Genomic DNA, 2445 nt, shown 5'->3' on the forward strand with positions numbered 1-2445 from the left:
AAAGCCCCATGAATAATGTATATTCATAGGACTAGATTTATATTATTTACTATTTTCCCCAACTATTTTAACTTCTAGTTCTAACTCAACCCCGAAGTTATCATGCACTGCTTTTTTCACCATTTCAATTGTATTTATATAATCTGTAGCAGTTGCATTATTCTTATTGACGATAAAACCTGCATGTTTAGTAGATACCTCTGCTCCACCAAAGCCCTTCCCTTGTAAACCACTATCCTGGATTAGCTTACCAGCAAAGTATCCAGGCGGTCGTTTAAACACACTTCCAGCAGAAGGATACTCTAATGGCTGCTTAGACTCTCGCTGGAAAGTTAAATCAGCAATTTTAGCATTTACTTCTTCTGGGTTTCCAGGCTTCAGCTCAAATTCAGCCGATAAGACATAGTAACCTTCTTTTGTAATTATGCTTTTACGATACTCTAACTCCAGCTCTTCCTTTGAAAGTACCAGTTTTTCACCTTCAGGACTAAGAACAGTACACTGCAAAATTACATCCTTGATTTCTCCGCCATAAGCTCCTGCATTCATTGCCATTGCTCCACCAACTGTTCCAGGAATTCCACAAGCAAATTCCAAACCTGTCAACGATTCCTTTGCAGCGGCTTTGGAGACATCTATAATAGCAGCTCCACTTTCAGCATATACATGATTACCTTCAATAATAATTTTATCTAGTTTCTCTAAGCAAAGAACAACGCCACGTACTCCACCGTCTCTGACAACCATATTAGAACCATTACCTAACAATAACAGTGGGATATTGTTTTTGTGAGTATAGTCAACTATAAAAGCTGCTTCTTGCTCGTTTTCAGGTGTAACAAATAAGTCAGCCATGCCACCCATGCGAGTCATCGTGTGTACATGAAGAGCTTCGTCTATTTTCACATTACTTGGATCTAGCTTTGTAATTAATTCTTTGTACCATACTTGTTTGTTCAAAAAAGACAATCCTTTCTTCTTTAACCTATCACCTTACATACTATGCGTTTCCCTATATAAACTTTCAAGTGTCTTATTATAACCAATCCTTGGACCAAGTTTCAATCCCAGTTATAACTTCCTTAAGAGCCATACCTTTATCCGTTAAATTATACTCTACTCGAACTGGAACCTCAGAAAAAAGTGTTCTTTGAACAATCCCTTCTCTTTCCAATTCTTTTAATCGCTCGGACAACAAACGTCCACTTATAGGAAGAGAAGACTCTATCTCATTAAACCTCTTAGAACCGTCTAATAATTGATAAATAATTAAAGTTGTCCATCTTTTACCTAACAATTCCATTGCCTTGGAAAGTCGCGGACATAATGATAATTCCTTCATATTAATCACCTCTATCACTAAGTATTATACGCCTGTTCATATTTTTTGTAAAACCAAAGTAATTAAATTACTTGACGTAATTATATTATTAATTTATAGTTACTTACATAAAGTAACTAAAAGTTACTCTCAAACTATTACGTTTGAATTTGCTATTAAAAACAGAAATGTAGGAGGAAATAAAAATGACAAAATTTAATTTGGACGCTGCACATTCTAGTATCGATTTTTCTGTAAAACACATGATGGTATCTAAAGTGAAAGGTAGCTTTACTCACTTTACCGCTGATTTAGAGGGTACTGCCGAGGACTTAACAGGTGCCTCTATCACTTTTAATATTGATGTTAATTCAATCAATACGAATCACGAGGATCGCGATAATCACTTACGTGGCGAGGATTTCTTTGATGCAGAGAAATACCCATCTATAACATTTGAGGCTACTGAAATTAAAAACACCGATATAGGCGAATACGATGTAACTGGTAACTTAACTATCAAAGACGTAACTAAGCCTGTCACATTCGAAGTTGAGTACGGCGGTAAGGGTAAAAACCCTTGGGGACAGGAAGTAGTTGCTTTCTCGGCAGAAACTAAGGTAAACCGAAAAGACTTTGGCTTAGTTTGGAACCAAGCACTTGAAACAGGCGGCGTGTTAGTCGGCGAAGATATCAAAATTTTAGTAGAGTTAGAGCTTAATCCTGCTGAATAACTTTTAATATTAAATGGCATTCCAATAAAAATGGAATGCCCTCAGACTGTAGACAAACTCCAAAAATTATGGAGTTTGCCTACAGTCTTTTTTCTTTTAACATAGAAGTAACGCGAGGGAGAGTTGATTTCCGCTACGAACGGACGCTTTCCGCGGGCACGGCTTCAGCCGCTTCCCTCTCTGCGCTCAGTCCAGGGTCTTCAGCTCGCGCTGTTCCCGCTGGAGTCGCCGTTCTTCGCTCCAATCAACGGGGCCACCTATAAAATGAATGAGGTGATGGATATGATGACGAAAAATCAAACCAATGAACGCGAACAATGCCTCAACTCCTTCTATTTGTGCCACATGTCCAGTGATTGACCAATGCACGCAGAGTAAGAATAAACAAAA

At 38.0% G+C, this 2445-nt stretch carries 4 protein-coding genes; 1 reads left to right on the forward strand and 3 read right to left on the reverse strand.

Annotated elements, in window-relative coordinates:
* Nucleotides 1–42: 42 nt before the first annotated feature.
* Both murB and AC06OU_RS07660 read right to left on the reverse strand, forming a co-directional pair.
* Nucleotides 43–960, reverse strand: coding sequence for a UDP-N-acetylmuramate dehydrogenase (gene murB, locus AC06OU_RS07655; protein ID WP_475855035.1), 918 nt, complete (start codon nucleotides 958–960; stop codon nucleotides 43–45).
* 76 nt (nucleotides 961–1036) lie between these two features.
* On the reverse strand, nucleotides 1037–1342 hold the full coding sequence (locus AC06OU_RS07660) for a winged helix-turn-helix transcriptional regulator (protein ID WP_169358511.1): 306 nt from the start codon (nucleotides 1340–1342) through the stop codon (nucleotides 1037–1039).
* 185 nt (nucleotides 1343–1527) lie between these two features.
* Between AC06OU_RS07660 and AC06OU_RS07665 the strand changes: the two genes are divergently transcribed.
* Nucleotides 1528–2055, forward strand: coding sequence for a YceI family protein (locus AC06OU_RS07665; protein WP_475855037.1), 528 nt, complete (start codon nucleotides 1528–1530; stop codon nucleotides 2053–2055).
* Nucleotides 2056–2241: 186 nt separating this feature from the next.
* Here AC06OU_RS07665 and AC06OU_RS07670 read toward each other — a convergent pair.
* Nucleotides 2242–2445 (reverse strand): hypothetical protein (locus AC06OU_RS07670; protein WP_475855039.1); only part of this gene is annotated, 204 nt, incomplete at its 5' end.

The organism is Psychrobacillus sp. (genome assembly GCF_056205495.1).